Origin of the sequence: Bradyrhizobium sp. ERR14 (assembly GCF_014198235.1) — a bacterium.
Taxonomy (GTDB): domain Bacteria; phylum Pseudomonadota; class Alphaproteobacteria; order Rhizobiales; family Xanthobacteraceae; genus Bradyrhizobium.
On the sequence record NZ_JACIHD010000016.1, the window covers coordinates 1 to 21,086 of the forward strand.

18 protein-coding genes, 5 pseudogenes and 1 other annotated feature are annotated in these 21,086 nt (G+C 59.3%); of the genes and pseudogenes, 14 read left to right on the forward strand and 9 right to left on the reverse strand.

Features of this window, described 5'->3' with window-relative positions:
• From tnpC to tnpA, 3 genes are all read right to left on the reverse strand, one after another.
• The coding region (gene tnpC / locus GGD62_RS30430) for an IS66 family transposase (protein ID WP_246800357.1) at window positions 1–1,451 on the reverse strand (1,451 nt) is incomplete at its 3' end.
• Window positions 1,452–1,501: 50 nt separating this feature from the next.
• Window positions 1,502–1,855, reverse strand: a complete 354-nt coding sequence (tnpB, locus tag GGD62_RS30435; RefSeq protein ID WP_091956633.1) for an IS66 family insertion sequence element accessory protein TnpB — start codon at window positions 1,853–1,855, stop codon at window positions 1,502–1,504.
• Window positions 1,852–2,313 carry an IS66-like element accessory protein TnpA gene (gene tnpA / locus GGD62_RS30440; protein ID WP_183711857.1) on the reverse strand — a complete coding sequence of 154 codons (462 nt, stop codon included), beginning with the start codon at window positions 2,311–2,313 and terminating at the stop codon, window positions 1,852–1,854. The genes tnpB and tnpA overlap by 4 nt, the downstream gene beginning before the upstream one ends.
• A gap of 74 nt (window positions 2,314–2,387) precedes the next feature.
• On the opposite strand from tnpA, the gene GGD62_RS30445 reads away from it, so the two are divergent.
• Complete coding sequence (locus tag GGD62_RS30445) at window positions 2,388–2,804, forward strand: RICIN domain-containing protein (RefSeq protein WP_183711858.1); 417 nt, start codon at window positions 2,388–2,390, stop codon at window positions 2,802–2,804.
• 674 nt (window positions 2,805–3,478) lie between these two features.
• Here the strand turns inward: GGD62_RS30445 and GGD62_RS30450 are convergent.
• Both GGD62_RS30450 and GGD62_RS30455 read right to left on the reverse strand, forming a co-directional pair.
• On the reverse strand, window positions 3,479–3,823 hold the full coding sequence (locus tag GGD62_RS30450; protein WP_183711861.1) for a hypothetical protein: 345 nt from the start codon (window positions 3,821–3,823) through the stop codon (window positions 3,479–3,481).
• Window positions 3,823–4,914 (reverse strand): IS5 family transposase, encoded by a 1,092-nt coding sequence (locus GGD62_RS30455; RefSeq protein WP_183711863.1) that lies wholly within the window; start codon window positions 4,912–4,914, stop codon window positions 3,823–3,825. The genes GGD62_RS30450 and GGD62_RS30455 overlap by 1 nt, the downstream gene beginning before the upstream one ends.
• 28 nt (window positions 4,915–4,942) lie before the next feature.
• Here GGD62_RS30455 and GGD62_RS30460 point away from each other — a divergent pair, with 28 nt between their 5' ends.
• From GGD62_RS30460 to GGD62_RS30500, 8 genes and pseudogenes are all read left to right on the forward strand, one after another.
• Entirely contained in the window at window positions 4,943–5,374 is a 432-nt protein-coding gene (locus tag GGD62_RS30460) for a hypothetical protein (protein ID WP_183711864.1), read from the forward strand.
• Window positions 5,375–6,022: 648 nt separating this feature from the next.
• Window positions 6,023–6,604, forward strand: coding sequence for a VCBS repeat-containing protein (locus GGD62_RS40640; protein ID WP_210317991.1), 582 nt, complete (start codon window positions 6,023–6,025; stop codon window positions 6,602–6,604).
• A 65-nt stretch (window positions 6,605–6,669) separates the two neighbouring features.
• Window positions 6,670–7,123, forward strand: a pseudogene (locus GGD62_RS30470) (IS5/IS1182 family transposase); the annotation flags it as partial.
• A gap of 893 nt (window positions 7,124–8,016) precedes the next feature.
• The gene (locus tag GGD62_RS41740) at window positions 8,017–8,418 is read left to right on the forward strand and encodes a hypothetical protein (RefSeq protein ID WP_312014312.1); all 402 of its coding nucleotides are present in this window, start codon (window positions 8,017–8,019) and stop codon (window positions 8,416–8,418) included.
• Window positions 8,419–8,446: 28 nt separating this feature from the next.
• Window positions 8,447–8,932, forward strand: a complete 486-nt coding sequence (locus GGD62_RS30480; protein WP_183711865.1) for a hypothetical protein — start codon at window positions 8,447–8,449, stop codon at window positions 8,930–8,932.
• A 376-nt stretch (window positions 8,933–9,308) separates the two neighbouring features.
• Window positions 9,309–10,054: pseudogene (locus GGD62_RS30485) on the forward strand (IS3 family transposase); the annotation flags it as partial.
• Window positions 9,593–9,709 (forward strand) — a sequence feature (AL1L pseudoknot). (Overlaps the previous pseudogene by 117 nt.)
• Window positions 10,055–10,710: 656 nt before the next feature.
• Window positions 10,711–12,202 (forward strand): annotated as a pseudogene (locus GGD62_RS41920) (reverse transcriptase domain-containing protein).
• A gap of 64 nt (window positions 12,203–12,266) precedes the next feature.
• A pseudogene (locus tag GGD62_RS30500) lies at window positions 12,267–12,606 on the forward strand (transposase); the annotation flags it as partial.
• A gap of 47 nt (window positions 12,607–12,653) precedes the next feature.
• On the opposite strand, the pseudogene GGD62_RS30505 reads toward GGD62_RS30500, so the two are convergent.
• The 4 genes and pseudogenes from GGD62_RS30505 to GGD62_RS30520 all read right to left on the reverse strand — a co-directional run.
• A pseudogene (locus GGD62_RS30505) lies at window positions 12,654–12,935 on the reverse strand (transposase); the annotation flags it as partial.
• 239 nt (window positions 12,936–13,174) lie between these two features.
• Entirely contained in the window at window positions 13,175–13,378 is a 204-nt protein-coding gene (locus tag GGD62_RS30510) for a cold-shock protein (protein WP_061877633.1), read from the reverse strand.
• Between the two features lie 301 nt (window positions 13,379–13,679).
• On the reverse strand, window positions 13,680–14,189 hold the full coding sequence (locus tag GGD62_RS30515) for a hypothetical protein (RefSeq protein ID WP_183711866.1): 510 nt from the start codon (window positions 14,187–14,189) through the stop codon (window positions 13,680–13,682).
• 247 nt (window positions 14,190–14,436) lie between these two features.
• On the reverse strand, window positions 14,437–15,612 hold the full coding sequence (locus GGD62_RS30520; RefSeq protein ID WP_183711867.1) for an OpgC family protein: 1,176 nt from the start codon (window positions 15,610–15,612) through the stop codon (window positions 14,437–14,439).
• 757 nt (window positions 15,613–16,369) lie between these two features.
• On the opposite strand from GGD62_RS30520, the gene GGD62_RS30525 reads away from it, so the two are divergent.
• The 5 genes from GGD62_RS30525 to GGD62_RS41130 all read left to right on the forward strand — a co-directional run bounded on the left by GGD62_RS30525 (window position 16,370) and on the right by GGD62_RS41130 (window position 21,047).
• The gene (locus GGD62_RS30525) at window positions 16,370–17,362 is read left to right on the forward strand and encodes an AraC family transcriptional regulator (protein ID WP_183711868.1); all 993 of its coding nucleotides are present in this window, start codon (window positions 16,370–16,372) and stop codon (window positions 17,360–17,362) included.
• A 312-nt stretch (window positions 17,363–17,674) separates the two neighbouring features.
• Window positions 17,675–18,220 carry a GAF domain-containing protein gene (locus GGD62_RS41120; protein WP_246800360.1) on the forward strand — a complete coding sequence of 182 codons (546 nt, stop codon included), beginning with the start codon at window positions 17,675–17,677 and terminating at the stop codon, window positions 18,218–18,220.
• A gap of 10 nt (window positions 18,221–18,230) precedes the next feature.
• Window positions 18,231–18,845 (forward strand): sensor histidine kinase, encoded by a 615-nt coding sequence (locus GGD62_RS41125; RefSeq protein WP_246800361.1) that lies wholly within the window; start codon window positions 18,231–18,233, stop codon window positions 18,843–18,845.
• A 601-nt stretch (window positions 18,846–19,446) separates the two neighbouring features.
• On the forward strand, window positions 19,447–20,022 hold the full coding sequence (locus tag GGD62_RS30535) for a site-specific integrase (RefSeq protein WP_183232268.1): 576 nt from the start codon (window positions 19,447–19,449) through the stop codon (window positions 20,020–20,022).
• A gap of 128 nt (window positions 20,023–20,150) precedes the next feature.
• Window positions 20,151–21,047 (forward strand): hypothetical protein, encoded by an 897-nt coding sequence (locus GGD62_RS41130; RefSeq protein ID WP_246800362.1) that lies wholly within the window; start codon window positions 20,151–20,153, stop codon window positions 21,045–21,047.
• Window positions 21,048–21,086 lie beyond the last annotated feature (39 nt).

Sequence of the window (21,086 nt, forward strand, 5' to 3'; positions counted from 1 at the left end):
GCGCCGCAGTCCGCCGTCTTGCGACGCCAACCAGAAATGCCTTGAATTCTAGGGAGATAGGCAGATGGGTAGTATGAAGCACCCTCGTCGCTGCCGCTGAACAAGGAGTTGCGTCTTCCCATGGCAATCGGGCGCATAGAACGCTCGACCGTGTTGGAATCGACCTCGACGCGGCCGTCGCGGAGAAACAGCGTCAGTCCGTTCCAGTGATTGAGCGCATAGTTGATCGCCTCTGTCAGCTTCGATTGGGAGAACAGCTGACCGACCATCTCGGTCAGTCGCGCATTGAGCGCCGCCATCAACGGTGCGCTCCTGGAGCGGCGGGCGGCCAGCCGCTGCTCCGCGCTACTGCCGCGGATCTCTGCCTCGATCGCATAGACCGCCTGCAGCCGTTCAATCACCTCGCGCGCGAATGGCGACTGCGTGGACTTGTACACCTCGACGAATTTGCGTCGGGCATGGGCGAGACAAAAGGCGAGCTGGATCGCGCCGCCATGACGGCGGGCCAGCGCCTTGTAGGCGGCATAACCGTCCACCTGCAGAATGCCGGAAAAGCCCGTCAACTGTCCGGCGATCTCCTCGGTGCCGCGGCCGTCGGCGAATACGTAGGCAACCGCTGGCGGCGAGGGGCCACCCCATGGCCGGTCATCCATAGCATGCGCCCAGAACTGGCAGATGCGGGGGCGATGTCGTCCGGGATCGAGCACCGGCATCGGCGTCTCGTCGCAGAACACGCGCGGCGCGGCCTGAATCATCCGCAGCTGCAGCTCATAAAGGCTCCTGAGCCACCAGGCGGCACGTTTGACCCAACCGGCGAGTGTCGCGCGGTCAAGATGGATGCCCTGGCCGGCAAGGATCTGAACCTGCCGGTACAGCGGCAAATACCAGGCGAACTTCGAGACCACCACGTGGGTCACGAGGGCCGTCGACGCCATGCCGCCTTCAATCAGGCGCGGCAGCACTCTCGCCTGGACCACGCCATCAGTGCAGCCGCGGCAGCCGTATTTGGGACGGATCGTGCGCAGCACGCGCAGGAGCGCCGGGACCACGTCCAACACCTCGCTGACGTCCTCGCCGATCTTGTGAAGCTGGCCCTGGCAGCACGGGCAGGCCGTCACCTCCGGCTCCAGGACCTGCTCACAGCGCGGCAGATGCTTGGGCAACGCGCCGATGTTGCGGCGCGCCTTCTTGCGCGGCTTATCGGATGGCTTCGCCGCAGGCGCATCGTCGTTGGCAGCTGCAGGCGGCGTGACCCTGGTCTCAAGATCGTCAAGCTCAAGCGCAAGTTGCTCGACCACGAGCGTGGCAAGCCGTTCCGAGCGCTTCCCGAAGATCATCTCCTTGAGGGTCTGCATCGCAACACGCAGCTTCTCGTTCTCGGCGTCGAGCGCGAGCACCATCTCGGTTAGAGCGGCTGGATCAGTCGGGAGAACGTCCGGGCGAATCGCCATGAACGGACCATACATCCGCGCGCCACAGGCTCCAGCGAAATCCTCTTCTCTCAGCCGACAACGGCCGGCTGCTTCACAGGCTTGGGTGAGACGCGCGTCCACTCGAGTCCGTCGAGGAGCATCGCGAGCTGCGTCGCACTGAGATGCACCACGCCGTCGCGGATCGGCGGCCAGGTGAAGTGCCCCTGGTGCAACCACTTCGTCACCAGCACCATGCCGCTGCCGTCCCACGCCAGAAGCTTCACTCTGTCCATGCGTTTGCTGCGGAACACGAAGACGTCACCACAATACGGGTTCGCACGCAGCGCTTCGCTCACCAGTGCCGACAGCGTATGCACCGACTTGCGGAAATCGACCGGCTGTGTCGCCAGCACCACCTTGAGGTCAGGGCGTAGCGCAATCACCGGATGCCCCGAAGCGCCGCCAGCACGGTCGACAGCGTCGCCAGCTCCACGCCCGGCTCGACCCGGATGCGCGCCCCGTTCACCTCGATCTCGACAACCCCGCAAACCTTGGCCGCCGGCGCGGCGATCTCCAAAGGCTTCGTCTGTAGCCACGAAATACGCTCGGGCTCGCCGGCTGTCCCTCTACCGCTCTCAGCACCAATTTGGATTGGCACGAAGTTCGGCCCCTTGCCCACCACCGCCGCCGCAACTTGGCGTCGCCACACCGTAAGCAGCCCGCGCGAAACGCCATTGCGCCGCGCAACCTCGGAGATGTTCGCACCCTCCCCAAAGCTCTCCGCCACGATCCGGGCCTTCTCCTCGCCCGTCCACCGACGCCGTCGGCGCTCCCCAGTGATCACCTCGACGCGACGATAGGAGCCATCTTCCTGCCTGGCATCAAGCATGGCATTTGCCATCGTTCCACCTCCACCGATCAGCTCATGCCAGGCTGTATCGCGCGCAAGCCGAGGGGTGGCTAGGTGGGGGCCTCATGCCGGTTACCGTCAATCCTGAAAGTGCGAAAGACTCTGTACGTTATCGCCGCAAGGTGACCTCCAGTCTTAAATATATCCTTTGGGACATCAACTTTGACAATGGCGCCATCAGGTTGAACTTGGGAGGGCAACTTGCAATCGCACCAAAGGACGGCAAAATTGCACAGGAGATTCCGCTTTTGCTAAAGTTCTACAACGCTTCAGACGCCACTCAACATTGGGAGTTTTCCGGCAACACAGGTCTTATTCTCGCTGCCCTAAACGAGCGGTTCTGCATCGACAACCATGGGGGTGTGAAGAAAGAAGGCAACACAATTCAGCTGTTTCCGAAACACGGCGGAGACAATCAGCAGTGGCAACTTGTAGCCCTAGCCGACCTGAAAGTTACTCTGGAATCAGCGGCGAACGCGTAAATTTGTCGGAACCGAGGAGGTGGCTGTGCGTGCCGCGGCGCTCGCTGCGCACATTGACAGTTCGCTACAAGTGACGCGCCAAGGGCCGAGGCAAAGTAGCCAAAATGAAGCGGCGTCGCCCGGGCACCGACCTGCTCGGGCGACCCCACGTTGCCAGACTGTTTGCGTCTCCCTGGAAGCGCGGGCCGACGGCGCCGCCGATCGACGCATAGGCCGGAATTTTGCCCAGAAAGCCGCTCCACAACACTGGCTGCCAACCGGCGGGTAATCGTGCGGCGCCGTGACGGTCGCGCCTGTGAAAAGCGAAGCCAGTACCGCATCTTGATTGTGCTCGTGCTGCTCCAAGATGTCGGCCCGTAGCAGTTTCCACTCCTTCGGACCCCATTTCCTAAGAACGTTGGAATAGAGACACCAACATCTGTTTGGTACCATTGAAGAACTCAAATATCGGACACGGCCGCCTCCAGCGCGGCGACGGCAACCGCGCTTCGGGTGGGATCGATGGGCTCCTCTCCTCGCTTATGAGCCGGGATCGGGACATGGTCCGATGGTCGCGGTGATTTCGGTGTAGATTACTGGATCCTTGAGGAAAAGACCGCAACGATATTTCAGTTCAAGAGCTACGATTTCACGGCTGGTCTGAACTCAGGGCTTTTAGCAGGCTGTTGAAGAACTCAACCGCGTTCGCAAACGAAGGCTGAATCGTCGCCATTGTGGATGTAGAAGTGGCCGACGAGCCTGCCAGCAGTGCCGATCATAACCCATCCGCGACCGCAGACGGGGTCATTCTCGTCGTGCCCTTCCCATGAGAACTCGGCGCAGGCCGATCCGTCGCGGGTGCCGTAGCGCACGTCCAGGAAGCCCTTGAGAGCCCCGAAGGCGATTTCGCCATCGCACTTGCCCTGGAAGGTGAGATGCGCCTCTTCGACAAGATCGAGGAAGTCGCTATCCCAGACGTCCATCTCGACGATGCGCCAGCGGCCGACAAAGGCCTTGGCGAAGCCGGGCACCTTGGCCATCAGCCGGTCTCCGCGATCAGCTTGGGCAGCCGCACCAGATTGTAGGCGGCGGCAGCGAAGGTAAAGGCCCATGCGACACGATCACGGCCACGGAAGCTGGTCTTCTCTTGCCCGGCGACCGTCTTGATCCAGCCGAATGCCTCCTCGATCCGCTTGCGGATGCGCTGGCTGACGGCATAGCCGCCGTGCCGGGTCGTTCGCCCGTCGATCGCAGAGCTACGGCCGTTGGTGTTCTGTGCAACATGCGGCGTCACGTTCATGGAGCGCAGCTCGTTGACGAAGTCTTCTGCATCGTAGGCTTTGTCGGCGCCAAGCGTGATCGCTGTCGGTCGGTCGGCACGAGGCTCGATCATGTGCAGCGCGGCCACCCGCTCGGCATGCCCGTCCGCCAGCGTGAGGCAGGCGTCGACCAGCAGGCCGTGGCGGTTCTCCATCAGCCCGTGCCCGATGAAGCACAGCTTCGCCTCCTTGCCTTTGCCCTTGCGGTACAGCCTGGCGTCCGGATCGGTGGTCGAAGCATGGGTGTCATTCGAGCGCTTCTGGCCATGGAAGTCCGCATCGGCATTGCGCCCGCCGCCTGGGGCCGGCGGCTCGCCTGAGCCGTCCTTCGGCTTGACACTCTTCATCGAGGCCCAGGCCTCGATCAGCGTGCCATCGACCGAGAAGTGATCGCTCGATAGCAGCTTCTTCACCTTGGGCTGTGCCAGCACCGCCGCCAGGAACTTGGCCGCGATGTCGCCTTCCAGCAGCCGGTCGCGGTTCTTGGAGAACACCGAATGGTCCCAGGCGGCGTCGTCGACGCCGATGCCGACGAACCAGCGGAACAGCAGGTCGTATTCCAGCCGCTCCATCAGAAGCCGCTCGGAGCGGATCGAATAAAACGCCTGCAGCAACATTGCCCGCAGCAGCTTCTCCGGCGGGATCGACGGCCGCCCAATCGGCGAATAGAGCGCGGCAAACTCCCGCTCCAGCGCCGCCAGCGCCTCGTTCACAAGTGTCCGGATCGCTCGCAGCGGATGATCACGCCGCACCCGCGCCTCCAGATCAACGTAGCTAAACAGCTCGCCCGTTCGATTGTCGCCGCCGCGCACGCACCATCTCCGAATCCCGTCGGAGCCAATGAATCACGGTCGCAGGTCGGCGGCGAGCGCCTTTTTCAACAGCCTGTTAGGTGATAGTACGTACCTGGCCGACCTGCCTCGAATAAGGCATCTATTGGAGCACCTTAATGATGTTCCGAAAGAAGCGAATCAAAGAGTTCAAGAGTTCATCAAAGAGGTAGGCATTGCGATCCACCGCTATAATGCGAGCTCGATCGCGAAAGAAACGCCGTTTGAAATCACGATCTTTTTCTGTTGCCTTTCGAACGGCCTCACCAAACAAGCTGCCGAAGAATACGCGCGATTCAGCGCGCCGCTAAACATCACTTGGTCAAATCAAGCAATACACGTGTCGACGTTTCCGATTTTTATCGACGAACTCATTGCAGAGCGGTGGCGCGAATCAAACACAGATTGGAGGACCGCAAACGGCGAGAGAGACGACGTGTGAGCGCAACCAAAGTGTTGCTTCGTTCACTGCAGTAAACGCGAATGAGAATGCAGGGAACTTGAGCCCGCAGATCACTTTCGCGCGAGACCGTCTTGTGGGCATCAGAATAAGAATGCTACTTTAAATTGCGTGAGGTAGATCTCTTCCTCATTGCAAACATACAATTGGAGGTTGTCGTGACAAATGCAGCAGCGGCGCTTACCCACTCGGTATCGGTGACAGAGAATTCCGATGGACGATTGGAGGTGTTCAGTCTCGGAATCGACAGGGCACTCTGGCACATCTGGCAGGAAAAGCCGAATTCAGGTCCATGGTCGAGTTGGGCATCGCTTGGCGGCGTTCTCACCAGCTCGCCCTCCAGTGTCGATAACTCCGATGGTCGGCTGGAGGTCTTTGCGCGTGGAACCGATAACGCACTCTGGCACATTTGGCAGGACAAGCCGCATGCCGGACCGTGGTCAGCTGGGCCTCGCTCGGCGGCACCATCACCAGCGATCCGGCCGTGGTCGACAATTCCGATGGTCGTCTCGAAGTGTTCGCCCGTGGTACCGACGATGCGTTTGGCACATCTGGCAGGAGGAGCCGCATGCCGGTCCGTGGTCCGGTTGGGCCTCGCTTGGCGGCAAGATCTCCAGCGATCCGGCGGGCGTGATCAATTCCGACGGCCGGCTCGAGGTTTTTGCGCGCGGGCCCGACAACGCGCTCTGGCACATCTGGCAGGACAAGCCGCACGCCGGTCCGTGGTCAGCCTGGACCTCGCTTGGCGGCCAGATCACCAGCGACCCCGAGGTGTTCATCAACTCCGATGGCCGGCTCGAAGTGTTCGCCCGTGGCACCGACAACGCGCTGTGGCACATCTGGCAGGAGAAGCCGCACGCCGGTCCGTGGTCAGGCTGGGCCTCGCTCGGCGGCACCATCACCAGCGATCCGGCCGTGGTCGACAATTCCGATGGCCGTCTCGAAGTGTTCGCCCGTGGTACCGACCATGCGCTGTGGCACACCTGGCAGGAGGAGCCGCATGCCGGTCCGTGGTCCAGTTGGGCCTCGCTTGGCGGCCAGATCACCAGCGATCCCGCCGCGATCGCCAATAGCGACGGCCGGCTGGAAGCGTTTGCGCGCGGGACCGACAACGCGCTGTGGCACATCTGGCAGGACAAGCCGCACTCCGGACCGTGGTCCGGCTGGGCATCCCTGGGCGGCGTTCTCCTGAGCGATCCACTCGCGGCCTGATACGGAATGCACAAGAGGCCGGCCGTCTCACAAGGCGGCCTGCGCCTAACTGACCCATCATGATGATCCACCGCAAGATTGGTGGCGATGCGGTGCTGGGAGCTCGCTTCGGCCCGCTGCTCGATCTGGCGCAGCGGGTGCGCAGCCAGTATCAGCATCAGCGCGGTCCAAAGGTTTATGCGTCACATGCCGCGGAGGTCGAGTGCATCGGCAAGGCCAAAGCCCGCGCGCCTTACGAGTTCGGATGCAAAGGCAAGTATCGCCACCCCCGTGACCTGCCCGAAGGGTGGACAGTTCGTGCTCCATGCCAAGGCACTGCACGGCAATCCCTTCGACGGGCACACGCTCGGCCCCGTGGTCGCCGACATGGAGAAGCTCACTGGCGTGGAGGCTCACCGCATCCATGTCGACAAAGGGTACCGCGGCCACAACCACCCGCATCGGTTCAGGGTCTGGATCTCGGGGCTGGTCCGCCGCGTCACGGCTTCCATCCGGCGCGAGATGAAGCGTCGTGCGGCTCGGTCGCTTTACCCTGCGACGAACAAGAAAAAGGATGCATCAACCGGCGCACTGCTAGTCTGGCAGTTCACCCAAACTGCATTGTCGTTGCCGGCCCGATCAGCAGTGTTACACCAAGCGTTTTCCGCACCGATCGTCAAGGTGTCCGCCTGAACCCACCGACTCCAACCCTTGATTGCTTGTACGTTGTGCCCGAAATCGATCTGATATATGCTAGCCCCTAACCTTTTGGTGTTCGCGGTGTTGCAACCGAAGCAGCCCGCTATGCTGCCGTCTGAGTTGATTGCCGCTGTTAAAAACACGACTCCTCTGGTCGGCTGCACTGAGCCGGGCGCAACACTGAGAGCGCGCTCCTGCCCTGGAAGGGTGTTGTTATCCTGTCTAGCCGTCTGTGCGACGGCAACACTGGAAAGGGCGATCCCCAAACACGTTAGTGCGATAGCGGCGAGAGAGCGATCCATGATATCTCTCCTCTACTATTTGCGAACGCCCCCTGCCTTTGGCAAGCCGACGCTTTGACCAGCGTCGGCTTCGTTAGCAGTTGGCATGCCTCCTTCTCCGTAATCAACAACTAGTCCTGGTAGGTGAGCACGCGCTTGCTGTTACAACTCGCGAAGTTAAGTGCATTTTTGAAGCTCATTTGCTTCGCACGAGGTCGTGTCCCTGGCGCAGCTAATTGTTTGGGCAACCGCCAATCCTAGTAGGCGCGGCATGCCCCTCTTGGCGCTACAAACCTTGGCTAGACCGGTTAAGCCGAGCTGCTAGGAATTCCAGATCTATGCCATGGCTTGACGAGGAAAGGCAATTTTCCGACGAGAGCTGCCGTGTATTGACCCGTCACGTCGTTCGACCGAAGCATTTCGTCCTCGGGTTGACCAGGCGAACGGAGCCTGATGCCTCTGCAATTCCATCGCGCTTCCGAAGACCTGGAAATATGGAGTGCGAGCAGCGGCGGCTATTCGTTCGTGATCAGCTTCCAGAGCCCGACCGGTCGTGGCTTCCGCGGAAGGTCGGGCTACGTCGCCTCGTGGCGTCCGCTTGACCAGAGCCGTGGCTCGATCAGGATTCTCGGCTGGCCGCTCCAAAGCTTCGCCGAGGCCGAGAATGCGTGCAACAGTATGCTGAATTACCTTCGAGACGTGAACTTATTCCCACTCGCTGAGAATACCGAGCTTTGCCAAATGCCCAAGTCGCGAGCGCCGCCCAGGATACTCGATCGAATCTCACCGCTCACTCATTATGTAAAGGCGTTGAAGCATATGCTGGCAGTCGATGCAGACGAAGTTGATCTTTAGGAAACGGCATTTGGATCAGGGGTGCGCAATGAGCAGCGGGCAGCTTGACGATGAGTGCGACCGCGAGGAAGCCGAGGCGATTGCCGCGGCCCTTGACCTCACGCCCGACGAACTAAACGAGATTGAGTATACGATAAATGAGATCGCCAACGACGATGGGCTGGTTTACGCATACGGCGTAGAAATCAAAGAAGGAGCCCCGCAGCACATCCTCGACCGGCTTGCGGGACTGCCCAGGCGGGGCAACTTAGTGCTGATCCATCTGGCCGGAGATGCCCACGACGCAGATCAAGAGCAAATGGAAATAGAGATGGCCAGGACCACCGTTTACAAAGTGAAGCTCTACAACATCGCGACGGATGAAGTGGTTATCTCTCGACGCATGGCAACCTACGAGGGGGCAGCCAAGATGGGAGGGTGGACGGTTGAAGGCACGGGCCATGTAGTTGACCTAGCTGACCTAGAGCCCGGAGAGGAATGGACACCTCGCGATTTCGATCCGACCACGATATGACGGTACTCACAACTGAGCATCCGCCCGACTCCCGAAGCACTTTTCCCTCCGGAACGCGGCTGGTAGCGGTGTCCTCGGACGGATGCTCGCATTTGCTATTCGCGGCACGCGCAGGCATGCCAGCGAGCCCGATCACGTTGAGCTGTACCATCGGAAGCGGAATCGGGTAGGCGCACACCAGCTCAGAAGCCAGTCCCCAGTTTAGGCTGACATCCGTCAACCTCACAAACGCTCCCGAGCGTAATTCGTTACCATCATACGGCGAGGGCAATTTGGTTCTCCAGGTTCATCCCAGAAGCGCCAAACCCACTAAGCAATGTTCGCAGTGAACCGCCCCGGGTTTGCCGGAGGCTCCAACTCCTGAGAGGATGGAGCCATGACAAGCAAGACGACGAATAAGTTTTCCCCCGAGGTCCGGGCCCGTGCGGTTCGGATGGTTCTGGATCACGCCGGCGAGCACCCCTCGCGCTGGGCGGCGGTGACCTCGATTGCGGCCAAGATCGGCTGCACGCCGCAGACGCTGCATGACTGGGTCAAGAAGGCCGAGGTCGACAGCGGGCAGCGGGCCGGCGTCCCGACCGACATGGCCGAGAAGCTGAAGGCGCTCGAGCGGGAGAACCGTGAGCTTCGGCAGGCCAACGAGATCCTGCGCAAGGCAAGCGCTTATTTTGCGATGGCGGAGCTCGACCGCCGGTCCAAGCCATGATCGCCTTCATCGACGATCACCGTGGGACGCATGGGGTCGAGCCGATCTGCAAGGTCTTGCCGATCGCCCCCTCGACCTACCACGCCCATGTGGCCAAGCGGCGCGATCCGGCCAGGCTGTCGGCACGCGCCAGGCAGGATGCCACCCTGAAGATCGAGGTTCGGCGGGTGTTCGATCAGAACTTCTCCGTCTACGGCGCGCGCAAGGTCTGGCGCAAGCTCAAGCGGGAAGGCTTTGATGTTGCCCGTTGCACAGTATCGCGCCTGATGCGGGATATGGGTTTGCAAGGGGTGATCCGCGGCAAACCGGTCAAGACCACGATCAGCGACAAGGCCGCGCCATGCCCGCTGGATCACGTCAACCGCCAGTTCAAGGCGCCAAGGCCGAACGCTCTCTGGCTCTCCGACTTCACCTATGGTGCGCCTCGCCCCTCAGTTGGGGAAGCGTATGACTGGAATGCAAAAGAGAAAGGAGGACTGAAAAAAAATGACTTGTTCCCTGCTGTGAGGGGACATGAGCCCAAGCGGCGGTGACCTGTCGTCAACTGGCAGGGTGACGTAGCCCGCAGTTAAAGGGGATTGAGGCGAAGCCGTTAAGCCGAGATGGTCCCCGAGGCTGAAGTATTGGAAGGTTGAGGAACACGAACCGGTTCACCCGCATCTGAGGGCTGAAATGTCGCCTCCGCCTACACGGCTTAACAGGTGGAATGCTGATGATGTCGCCGGACGGATATGACGGCCGGCATCCGAACGCGAGCCCAGATGTAAGGACGCTCGCGAGGGGTCATGGGTAGAACGCAGCCAGACCATGGCATCGGCATCGACTTGCGGAAAGCAAGGGAAAAGACTGCGACCGGCAGCCTCACCAATACGATGACGTCCAGCATATGAACGAGGGAAGGCATGATGGAATACCCACGATGCTTTGCGTCGCAAGGGAGTTGACCCTGATGTCCACCATGCTGGCGGAGTTTCCGTAGTAGTCCGCGGCAGGGAAAGCCTGCCACATGGCGAAGGGGAACAGTTCGAACTGCTTGGAGTGCAAACTACCTGACCGAATGAGGTGAAGACCTTTGATAATCAGTGAAATGCAGCACAAGCTCGCGACATGGGCCGAGAGCGATCCGAACCGAAGGTTCGATCGCCTCCTTCGGCTGATTGCCAACCGGGAATGGCTTGCCGAGGCCGCTCGGATTGTTCTGGCGTCAAGTGGCGCACGAACACCGGGCATCGACGGAATAGATAAGCAACGATTGCAGGTCAGATTGGATCAGCATCTGGATGACCTGCGGAAAAGCCTGCTGGACGAGAGTTATCGCCCCCAGCCGGTGAAGCGAATCTATATCCCGAAAACCAATGGCAAGCTACGCCCACTGGGTATTCCGACTCTGACGGATCGCATCGTCCAACGAGCCATGCTCATGGCCATGGAGCCAATCTGGGAAAGCGACTTCCATCGCCTATCCTATGGCTTCCGGCCTGAACGGAGCGTGCACCATGCCGTCCGCACCGTGAAGATACAGCTCCAGGATGGAGCCGACATGACGAGGGGCCGCTGGATCATCGAAGGTGATCTGGCAAGCTACTTCGACACGGTCCATCACCGGCTGCTTATCAGATGTGTGCGGCGACGAATGCAGGACGGGCAGTTTGTTGATCTTCTCTGGCGGTTCCTGAAGGCAGGTCACATTGACCGTGACCTGTTTACAGCCTCCAGCGAGGGTGTACGACAAAGTCGTCAGCGTATCGGCAATAAGCAACCGCCGGCTTCCATTGCCGGTTCTCTCGAACCGTGATCGGGCGGCCAAGCTTGATACCGAAGTTCCATGCCCAGCGGTCCTTGCGAGCCTTGTCGCTCAGGTATTTCGCCTCCAGCCACGCATCAAACTCGTGGAGCATGATGTTGGCGTAAAAGGGACCAAAGCTCAAGCAGAGGAAATCCGCGAAGAATGCCGCGCCTTTCTGCAAAGCAAGCTGAAATTGACGCTGAATATGGAGAAAACCCCTATCACTCACGTCAATGACGGCTTCGTCTTTCTGGGGCACAGGATCATTCGCAAGCGAGGGTCGCACGGGCGCATGTCCGTCGTCACAACGATACCCAAGGAAAAGGCGAAGGGGTTTGTTCGCAGGCTCACTGAAGCCCTTTCCGGCAATCATAGTGTCAGCACGGTCGACATGATCGCTGGCCTGAACCGTCAACTGGCGGAATGGGCAGCGTTCCATAAGTGCACCGACTTCACCGCGCACGCATTCCGGCGCATCGACCATGTCGTATTCTGGAAAATGGCGCACTGGCTGGGGCACAAATACCGGTCTCGCATCAAACCTTTGATGCGGAAATGGTACCGCCCCCCGGAACCGGGCAAGGCGAAAACCTGGCTCGTGTTTGGTCGAAATGAACGCGGGGCCCCACGGAAAAGCACTTTACCGGCTTGTCTCAAGTCCGAAGGCGCAGTTCCGATGGCGCAATCCGGAGGAAAATCCCTACATCTCCGAAAAGAAGCCCGCAGCACTGTCACCTCGCACTATCAGGATGTTGCTATGGCCATGGGCCAAGCTTGAATAGAGAGCCGTATGCGCTGAAAGGTGCACGTACGGTTCGGGGAGGAGAAGCGCGCTCGCGCTTCTTACTCCACTTCCGATGCGGCGTGGCTTCGTCTATCTCGCGGCGGTCGTCGATGTGTTCAGCCGACGGGTCCTGGCCCATCGCGTCTCGATCACAATGGAGGCGGCCTTCTGCGTCGAAGCGGTCCAGGAGGCGCTGGCGAAGCACGGCAGGCCCGAGATTTTCAACACGGACCAGGGCAGCCAGTTAACCAGCCTCGAGTTCACCGATGTGCTGCTGGACGCGAAGATCGCCATCAGTATGGACGGCAAGGGCGCCTTGCGACAACGTGTTTGTCTAGCGGCTCTGGCGAACGGTCAAATACGAAGAAGTTTATCTCCACGCCTATGACTGTGTTTCGGCATGGAATAAGGGCTCTGACGCAACTTCGATGACGGTTTGTCGCAACTAGATGGCACCTATCAGCCGGGCTTGCAGGAGGTCGATCTTCGCCCGTCCATACATCTGGCGCTTTACGAGCTTTAGTTTCGTGATCTGCCGTTCTGTCTGGCCATTGGACCAAGGCTCGGTGATGGCAGCACGGACGGCGGCTTTGTCCCTGATGACGCCACTCGCAAAAGAGGCGATCAGGCTCAAGCTGGCGGTGGCGATCCATGGATCGAGATCTGCGACGAGCTTCTTGCGCACCATGGCCTGAAAGCTTTCAACGAGCATGCGGGCTTCGACGAGTGTGGGAACGCGCGTCTGCCGCGCGCCGCTAACCTCGGGCCAGCCTCAGCGGCGAAAGAAGCTGACCGCGCTTCCCGTGGGGGAGTGTAGCCCACGGGCCTCAAGTTGTATGGGCGAAAAGTCTGCCTGGCACCTACCTGAAGCGGCGGCATTCTGTCGAGCTAGGGCTTTATGCAGCGACGCACGGGCGACGTCGGACATTGGACGCCGCGAATCCGTTGGATCGAATGCTGGGTGCGTCACCCGATCCGCAGATTTTCCGCTGAGTCTTTTCCGCGATTTTTCACGATGTCGAAGCTGACTTTTGCGCCCTCTGCGAGCGAAGTAAAACCAGCCTTCTCAACCGCGGAGATGTGGACAAAGACGTCATTGCCGCCCGAATCCGGTTGAATGAACCCGTAGCCCTTTGTCGGGTTGAACCATTTCACAGTACCAATAGCCACTTTCAGTTCTCCGTTTTCAAATCAAAGCTAGGGTGCGCGGTCGCTCCTAGTGGCGCGCCAACGCCCATGGCTTCAACAAGCTATAGCCGGGGGGCGTGGTCGTCTAGTCTGCAGGCAAGCGCGTCGACTCGGGCGATTTCGAGCAGATGGCGCCGATCCGCCCGCTTACTACCCGAGTAAGGTGCGTCCGCTAGCGAATGATTGCTCGGTCAAGATCTTAGACGCTGCGCGCGCGCCGAGAGCGCGGTGCGATTGCCGTCGCCGCTGCTTGACCATGATGCCGTACCACCGTCCGTTTTGCCTATCCCCGTCGCCCAGTGATACCCTCCGAAAGCCCGGTTTTTATGCTGCGCGCAGAAGCGCCGACCGACATTCCGCCAACACCAGTCCCCAACAAGGTCAAGAGCACGCCGTTTGGCTCGGGTGTCCTCGTGCTGTCGATTCCGATGGCGGAAAAACTGTTGGTGCTTACCGTGCTGTTGCTGAAGCCGGCAACGCCTTCCATGACGTCCCAGATTTCGCCGCTCCAGACCAACGCCTCGATTCGAATCTCGCTGTTCACCTCTGTAAAACTTGCGGACGTGGTCGACCGCGAAGCCGTGAACTGATTATAGCTGAGGATGGCCGGGTCGTTATACCACGAGCGGACCAACCGCTGCGCGGGCGTGTCCTGCCACGCCGGCCCGGTGATAATTCTGGCAAACCCCACCAGCGAACGGGTTTCGTCGCCCGTCTTGTATTCGACCCCGATACTGCCAGCCGTCGAGGACGTCGAATGGCCCGCGGTTGACGCTTCCAGCGAGGTGACCACGCCTGCAGGCCTCGCCTTCTCGAAGGAAGGTCGGGCCTTTGCTGCGGAAGGCGGCTGGAACGGCAATATGCACCAGTTTATCGAGTTTCTCAGTTCGCACTGCCCTGAAAAGAAAGGATGGTTGAGCGTTAGGTTGGTCCAATGATGTGGAGCTTGTCCGCTCTCGACATGGAGCGAGTTTGACAGATCGTGGATGCCATCGAAAGGCCAAGAGCTGCTCTCCGTGCTCCACCCGCAATTTACCAGTTTAGCGAACCGGCGGAACTTGCCCGATCGATTGCGTCCCCGCTGACTTCCGCTCGCGCTGGATGCCCATCGCGTTCAGTAACCGCGCGATGCCGATCATCATCAGCACTCCGGCAACACTAACCACGATCTGCATCGCAAGGCCCTCCGAGAGGTCGAGCAGCGCAAGTTGGCTGGCGAGCGCCAGAAGGACGCCGAGACAATAGATCGGCAGCGAATTCTCGCCACAGTACTTCGCGCAGCTCAGCACCGGCGTCGATAGCCCCTCCCAATTCCGCGGAATGAATCGTAGCGCCACAATTGCAAGAGCGACAAAATGCAGCAGCCGTATCGGACTGAGATTTGATTTGTCCAGTGGAAATAGCAGGTCCATCAAAGTTTGCGAGACCAGCGGCTCGATCCTCCAATTCTGTGCAAGGACCAGGCCGAACACTAGATAGAGAACGGCCAGAACAAGCGTCAAGCGCGCCATCACCCACGGCCGGAATTTCTCTCCCTCAATGACGCACCATGCGCCCAGCACGATCAGAAATTGCCAAGCCAGCGGATTGAAGAACCAGACGCCATTGGGCCAGGCGGGAACTCTCCAATCAAGGACGTGCACTAGCGCGTACAGCGACAAGGACACTCCAAGCGTGACGTTCGGCGCTCGCAGCAGCAGCCACAGCAGCGGCGCGAACAGGACGTGAAAAATCACAAAAACCGGCAGGACGTCAGTGTTGACAGGCCGGTATTGCAGGATTGCGGCGTGCGCGAGGGTCGCACCCGGACGTTCGAGCAGAATTCGCGTATTGCTCCCGTCGGCGAGATCATCGCTGCCCGTAAGATAGACCAGGATAGCGCAAGCAAGGGTAAGCAGTAAAAACGCCGCGTAGATGTCCCATCCCCGGCGCAGCGAACGGCCGATCATGCCGCTCCAGCCTTCGCGCTCACGCGCCTTGCCGTAGGCCAAGGCACAGGTCACGCCCGAGAGGAACATGAAGATCTCGGCGGCGTCGCAGAAACCGTAGTTGCGCGGTGTCAGCCAGCTCCCGATGTTATTGGGGACATGATCGAGAAAGATCCACCATAACGCGATCCCGCGACAGACGTCGATACGCAGATCGCGGCCGGCCGCTCTGAACTCCGGCGGAGTCTCGCCGAACAATCGCTTCGAGGTTTGAGTCCGATCGTCCATCTGTTGGCCCGCGTCCGCGCCTCATAGGGTCGATAACGCGCTCCAGCTATCCGATGGATGATGAGGGCTCGTTCGTCGCCCAGCTAGTCCTTCGAGCGCCAGGGTCGGGAGGGTCATCGTCTTCCCAAGGGGCTTCCGGTATTTTTTCGCCAACGCCCTGTATTAAAAGTTGCTTTCGCATTTCGGTGAGGCGGGCCCGGCAGTACTCGCGGTAAAGCATGTCGAGTATAATGGACATGATCGAACCTCTCCTGATCACCATGTTGACTTCCCATGTGACAGATTTCGACCATTTCATCCGCCAGCTAAAAAGGAACGGTGCCGGGAAGTCATTGGCTCCGACGAACCTTAAGGTGATGCGGCGATCAAGGCACGATAGGAGACCGGATTAGAGGACAGTGTTGTTCTGCAGAACTTCCGCCTGCGATGAGCAGTGCGATAAAGTCTTGCAGCCAGGGATGTTCAAACTGGATCCGACGGCAGCAATTTGAAATAGAACTATTGCAATCATTTCCTCTTAAAGGAGAGATTGGCTCGCTACATTTGCAATCAAACATTGCCGTAATTTTCTGGCCGCCACGTGAGCCAGTTCACATCAGCATCAACCACAGGTAAATGAGACTAGCAGACAAATGAAGTAGCTTCTTGGAATCTTGCGTACCTGAGGAGATGGTCGGTGCGCGAATTGCAAAATACGGATACCGGCGGCTGGCCTGCCGCAATTTGACATTGTGGCTTATCAAGGCTGGAGATCCTCATGTCTATGGACGCTGCCAATTTCGTATCGCATCGATTCTCGACGCGCGAGCATCCGGAGCGGATGCGACTTCCACTATGGCGCGAGAGGTTTGTGCGGGGAATAGTTCATGTCGATATTGAACCTCTGACGGACGTGCCGTTTCAAGCCGACGCAACATTGCAAGCGCTCCGGGGTCTACGCACGCTCGCACTGAAAGGCTCGCCCATGCGCTTCGAGCGCTTGCGGACGAGCGTTGCTGACGGCGATGACTCGATCGGCCTGATCGTCTCCTTACCCGGCAAAAGTCGTTTGTCGCAGCGCGGCCGGGACATCGAGCTTTGCGCCGGCGACGCAACCTCGATTCTGCATTCGGAGCCCGCGACTGTCACCTATATCGAGGGAATACTATTTGGTCTGGCGGTACCCCGCGAGGCACTTGCGCAGCGCGTGACCGACATCGAGAGCCTCGCAATACGGCCGATTCCTCAGCGAAATGAAGCACTCCGCCTCCTCATGGCCTATCTGAAGTCAGCATTTAAGGAGGAGCCTCTGGCCCGCCCCAAGCTGCGTGATGCGGTCGTAGCTCACACCTGTGATCTTGTTGCGCTCGCGGTCAGCGAGTGCGCCCCCTTGGGCGAGAGCGATGCGAGTGCGATCGTGGCCGCGCGCCACAGCGCCGTACTCGACTACATCGCGGCACACTTTCAGAAGCCCGGGCTTAGCGTCGAGGAGGTCGCTCATCGCCAAGGCATTTCACCTCGCTATCTGCAGCGCCTGATGGCGTCATCAGGATCATCGTTCACCGGGCATGTGAATGAGCTACGTCTCCAACTTGCGTTCACACTGTTAACCGAGGCGCGCGTCAGCGCGCAGCTAATTTCCGATATCGCGCTGGAGGTAGGCTTCTCGGATATTTCGCATTTCAATCGCCTGTTCCGAGCTCGCTTCGGCGATTCGCCGCGTGGGGTTCGTTACGCCAGCGGGGATCCCGGCCGAGCCACGTGCCCCTGATCGGCGCGTGCGCGACATCTTGCTAGCGAATGCAAATGCAGCACCTGTAGCATCGAGACCGCATCCTCAGAGAACTAGAGCAGTAATGACGGCAAGGGCGCTCAAGTGCGGCTGCGAGCCAGCTAAGCGAACTCGGCTTCGACTTGGGGAGAGCTAGGCTGTTTACCGTCAATGGGCCGTAGCTGCGACGTAGGCCTTGTCCGCTATAGCGGCCAAATTCGTGCGGCAGCGCAATAAGCGAACTGGACCGATAAGAGATTGGCTTCAGCAACTGTCCCTGGCACTTTTCGGAGTGCGTGGCATTGGAAGTAAATGAAAGAACTGGCGCCCGGAATGAACGAAGGTGGCTCGCTGGATAGGCTCCGGCGCCACATCCGCATTCTGGTCGATATCGGGCGACTCGGGGGTGAAAAGGTCGATCTGCATCGCTTTCTAAATCAAGCGGTCGTTCAAGTCGCGCGCGCAGTAGAGATACACCACGTAAAGATTCTCCAATATCGTCCGCACTCCTCAGATCTCCTCCTAGTCGCAGGTGTGGGATGGAAGGATGGGGTCGTAGGGACCGCGACATTATCGGCCGACCTACGCTCTCCACCCGGGCGCTCGTTTCAGACGGCAGAACCCGTCACCGTCCAAAATCTCGGTGAACAACAAGAATACATTCATTCGGATCTTCTGAAGGAGCATGGCATCATCTCGTTGACCAACGTTCCTGTGCTTATAGATGGTGCAGCCTGGGGTGTGCTCGAAGTGGACAGCACCAAGGCGAGAGAGTTCACCGAGGACACGACCGATTTTCTGACCGCCGCTGCCGCGCTGATAGGGAGCCGTACTTCGCCACTATGCGCGGCCGGATGAAGAAGCGCGTTTGATCGCTGCTGCTGCCGAAGCTCAAAGGCGAGAAGTGCTACTTCGGGAAATGCAACATCGCGTCAAGAATAACTTTCAGCTCGTTTTATCTTCTATCTCCCTCCAAAAGCGCCGGCATCAGAGCACAGAGGCTCATCGCGAGCTGGATCATGTCGCTAGCCGTATCAACGCCATCTCGCTGGCGCATGATCAACTCGCCCCTCGACACGAAGGCCATAATGTAAACCTATCATCTTACATACGCGCACTTTGCAGCGCGATCCGTCAGCAGGTTGAAGGAGTCGAAATCGATGTCGAGTGCGACGAGCTCGAACTGAGCATCGACCGAGCATTGCCGGTCGGTCTCATCCTAAATGAGATTGCAATGAACAGCATTAAACATGCATTCGACCGGAACGGCGGCAGGATCAAGGTGCACTTGGTAGGCGGCGTCGGCTACGGCGAGGCCCGTCTAACTGTATCCGACAATGGGTGTGGCATCCAGAAATCGAACGAGCATGGATCGGGTCTTAAGTTGATCGCATCGCTTGCCAAACAAATCGGTGGCGACGTCCAGCAGCAAAGTGCCGACACGGGCACAACAACGACGCTCACGTTTCCGTTGATGACGTGAACATGGGATCAAGCAACGCCGTCGGCGTGGCTACGGCAGGCTCGCCGCCCACTACCTTGCATTCGTTCAACTCGCGTCAATCCGGTTGTGGGGGCGCATAAATGAGTCCGCGCCCTACCTAGCGGGCCTCTCATTTCTTGAAGCCTAGCTTGACCTCCGTGTCTACTAGCCGAATTCGAAGAAGATCCTATCGTAGGTTGCTTAGGGGGAAATACAGTTCGACTATCGAATTCCACGTACGTCGTTCCATTTTGCGCAGCCATGCTCGCTGCTCCTTAACGTCATCTTCGATGAGATTGGTTTCAGATCCAACCTCCTCACTCGCCAGGTGACGTAGTGGCCGCGACAAAGTACTGGCCGTGCGCATCTGGATGCCGAGTGCGTAGCCCCTCACGGGCGATAGCTGATCTTGCCTTGGAAGTTCGCGAGCTATCCAGATCGCACTCATAAGCAAGCTCTCAAAGCCTCATCAGTCGCCGAGCACCTCTCATCCGGATGCGCTGATCTCTTCCGAAAGCTCGTCGCTCGACGAACTGATAAGCATTTATTGTGTTGCAGCGATCAGCCGAACGGCTAGAATCGAGCATTCGGTTTGATCGAGATGGCAGGCAAGCAAGCCAAGATCCTTTCTGATCAAGCGGCGCGAGACTTGCTCTTCTTCGCCGGCACGACCCGGCACCCGGATAGAAATCGCGTTATCGTCCTCTTGTCGCTGAAGGCAGGCTTGCGCGCCGCCGAGATTGCCAAGCTGACATGGGATATGGTTGAAGGCGCCGAAGGCGAGATCGGCGCGACAATCGAGGTACGGGATAGCGTCGCAAAAAGGCGACACGGCCGCCGAATCCCGGTCCAACAGGATCTGCGACAGGCACTCATCGCGTTACGAAAGCTATCTCCGGGAAACGGCCCAATCGCGCGATCTGAACGCGGCGGACCGATGACGCCACTCAGCATCGTGGTCTGGTTCAATCGCGCGTTTCAAGCGATTGGCCTCAGCGGCTGCTCCTCTCATTCCGGACGACGAACCTTCATTACGCGAGCCGCACGGCTCGTTCACAAGGCCGGCGGCTCCCTAAGGGATGTCCAGCTCCTGGCCGGCCACCGTTCGATCCAAACGACCGAGCGGTATATTGATGGCGACAGCGACGCCCAGAGGAGGCTGGTATCTTTGATTTAGCGAAGTCCCGATCATTGGCAGCGCCAGCGCAACTCCGCCGTCCGACCGGAGCGGCGGTCAGATCCGCGGCCAGCTTGATCGGCGCCATTTGCCGCAATGGCACTGGCCTGCCCTCTTTGGCGCCTCAGATGAGCGTCAGCTCACCAGATCCGGACCTCCATCAGATCGTGCGCGCTCGAAGGACACCGCCGCTATTTGACTGGATGGTGGAGACCTTCAGCTTCCAGGGGATTTCGGACAGGGTGGCCGCGTCTTATCTTCACGCCCATGGCGGCATCACCTGGCATGAGATCAGCCAAATGGTGCGTGATCCCGCTTGCCCCCTGTTAGACAGTTATTGGACCTACGAGAGCTGCCGCTACGACAAGACTCGGCGCACGTGCAGCCACCCCCGCTATATCCGCCGGTGCCCCGTTCCCAAGGCTCCGCTGAGAAATGGTCACCTCAACCAGACCGCGTTCAGCTTCTTTCTGTTTGTCAGAGATGTCGCCGATTCCGATCTTTTTGGGTGGATCGATGACCAGCTCTCGGCGGCGGGCGAACTGGGCTATGGGTCCGCTCAAGAGGCGTTAGTCGGTCCGACCCGTCATGTTTTTGGAGTTTCGGACAAGGTTCTGACGATGACGCTTTCATCCGTTTTGATGGCGGATCGCGAGGCCCGTCCTGATTGGTATGCAGTGGGGAGTGCCATGATCGTCGTGGATCGGCTGGTTCACAACTTTCTGGTCCGAACCGGGATTTTGGCGCAACTTGGCATGGTTCATCCGTACGGTCCCCGTTGCTATGCAGCCGGCGGCTGCGCCGAGGTCTTGCGGCGCGTCTCGGCACAGATCGACGCGCACCAGTTTGATCCTGATTTTCCGGCGGATTTTCCGCGCTTTGTTCAGCACGCTCTTTGGCATTACTGCGCAGCTGACGGTTTGAACGTCTGCAACGGCAACAATATTGATGATCGCAAGTCATGCGATCTGTCGTCGTGTATTGTTCACAGTAATTGCGCCAAAAAGGCGCTAAAATTACAGTAATCATCTTCTATTTTTGCGCAGTTTCTCGGCGATTAAAGT

Bases quoted from the DNA above. Each gene is read 5' to 3' on its own strand.
- tnpA (WP_183711857.1), bottom strand. From the start codon at position 2,313: ATGGCAAATGCCATGCTTGATGCCAGGCAGGAAGATGGCTCCTATCGT.
- GGD62_RS30520 (WP_183711867.1), bottom strand. From the start codon at position 15,612: ATGGACGATCGGACTCAAACCTCGAAGCGATTGTTCGGCGAGACTCCG.
- GGD62_RS30460 (WP_183711864.1), top strand. From the start codon at position 4,943: ATGAATCACGGTCGCAGGTCGGCGGCGAGCGCCTTTTTCAACAGCCTG.
- GGD62_RS30450 (WP_183711861.1), bottom strand. From the start codon at position 3,823: ATGGCCAAGGTGCCCGGCTTCGCCAAGGCCTTTGTCGGCCGCTGGCGC.
- GGD62_RS30525 (WP_183711868.1), top strand. From the start codon at position 16,370: ATGTCTATGGACGCTGCCAATTTCGTATCGCATCGATTCTCGACGCGC.
- GGD62_RS41130 (WP_246800362.1), top strand. From the start codon at position 20,151: ATGAGCGTCAGCTCACCAGATCCGGACCTCCATCAGATCGTGCGCGCT.
- GGD62_RS30445 (WP_183711858.1), top strand. From the start codon at position 2,388: ATGCCGGTTACCGTCAATCCTGAAAGTGCGAAAGACTCTGTACGTTAT.
- GGD62_RS30480 (WP_183711865.1), top strand. From the start codon at position 8,447: ATGAGCAGCGGGCAGCTTGACGATGAGTGCGACCGCGAGGAAGCCGAG.
- GGD62_RS41120 (WP_246800360.1), top strand. From the start codon at position 17,675: ATGAAAGAACTGGCGCCCGGAATGAACGAAGGTGGCTCGCTGGATAGG.
- GGD62_RS30535 (WP_183232268.1), top strand. From the start codon at position 19,447: ATGGCAGGCAAGCAAGCCAAGATCCTTTCTGATCAAGCGGCGCGAGAC.
- GGD62_RS41740 (WP_312014312.1), top strand. From the start codon at position 8,017: ATGCCTCTGCAATTCCATCGCGCTTCCGAAGACCTGGAAATATGGAGT.